The following is a 720-nucleotide window of genomic DNA, read 5'->3' as shown; positions in this document are numbered from 1 at the left end:
TCTCCCTTCAGAAATTCCTGCCCAAGAGTTATCGTATCCCTTTTTGTTGTAAACTTCTACACCCCATCTGTTATAAATAAATAATTCATTATCTGGATATAAGGATAATCCCTGAATAATAAAGGTGTCATTTTCTTGATCACCGTTAGGAGAAACAGCATTAAATATTTGTAAGTCCCCATCTAAAGAATTATCAGATGTTCCGAATGTAAGGACAGTGTAATTATCAGGAATGATTACGTTCGAAGTAATTTCTCCAGTATTCAGGTCGCCAGATACCGATGTGTTACCAAGATTTACCCATTGCTCTAAATTAGTATCCCATCCTACCACTCTTAGATTTTCTATATCATCAACTAAAGTCGCAATATTACTATTATCATCCCAAGTAAGAGTTACTCTTGTTTCTATATCTCCATCAAGATCCCAAAATTCGAAAATACTAACACCGTACAAAGAGTTACTGAAATTATTCGTATCAAAACTTCCTGCAAAAAAATTAGGTGTATTAGGATCTTCAAAGAAATAGGCTCCTCTAGCAGTATTGGTAGCAGCAAAATTATCAATTCTCATTGGTCTTAATCTAAAATCATCACCAATCGGGAACGAAAAGTCTAGTACTCCTGTAGTCGATGCATACCCATCTACGTATCGATCGTCATTTTCACCGAGATAAGGAGCATCATTGCTATAATCTAGCGAGATCATTCTAACATCTCT

At 35.4% G+C, this 720-nt stretch carries 1 protein-coding gene; it reads right to left on the bottom strand.

What is annotated here, in order from left to right; all coding sequences use genetic code 11:
* Positions 1-720, bottom strand: a 720-nt coding sequence (locus tag DZ60_RS0122050) for a gliding motility-associated C-terminal domain-containing protein (RefSeq protein ID WP_025744154.1), incomplete at both ends; no start/stop codon positions are given.

It is taken from the genome of Aquimarina pacifica (genome assembly GCF_000520955.1).
GTDB classification, from domain to species: domain Bacteria; phylum Bacteroidota; class Bacteroidia; order Flavobacteriales; family Flavobacteriaceae; genus Aquimarina; species Aquimarina pacifica.
The sequence above is the reverse complement of the archived record's forward strand: the minus strand, read 5'-3'. Positions and strand labels throughout refer to the sequence as shown.